Here is a 388-nt window from a genome sequence, read left to right as displayed (position 1 = left end):
CAGCATCTCTGCTTTTTAATTATTCAGTTGTAACACATGTATTGTAATCCTACAAGCCTATTCATTTTTATAGGATAAAACACTTGATTTATGGCTGATTTTATGGTATCATACAACAAGTCGGATGCGGTATGATATCTGACGTTCTCAATGGGGGTATAGCTCAGTTGGGAGAGCGCTTGCATGGCATGCAAGAGGTCATGGGTTCGAATCCCACTATCTCCATTTGTGACTGGAAAGGCTTCTGTAAAAAGCAGAGGTCTTTTTTGTTACATAGGAAACTCCTTTGGAGTCTCCTATGTAACAAAAAGCCTTCCGGGCAGGATCGCACTGCGGCGGAGCGGAATGATGCCGCCAAAGCGGCCCGCCGCAGGCGGAGAATCCTGCG

At 45.6% G+C, this 388-nt stretch carries 1 tRNA gene; it reads left to right on the top strand.

What is annotated here, in order from left to right:
- Positions 1-152 precede the first annotated feature (152 nt).
- Positions 153-225: transfer RNA gene (locus LIZ87_RS22160), tRNA-Ala, on the top strand.
- Positions 226-388: the final 163 nt, after the last annotated feature.

It is taken from the genome of Lacrimispora sp. 210928-DFI.3.58 (genome assembly GCF_020554865.1).
Taxonomy (GTDB): domain Bacteria; phylum Bacillota; class Clostridia; order Lachnospirales; family Lachnospiraceae; genus Enterocloster.
Note: the sequence above shows the minus strand (reverse complement) of the source record. Positions and strands in the feature narration are given on the sequence as shown.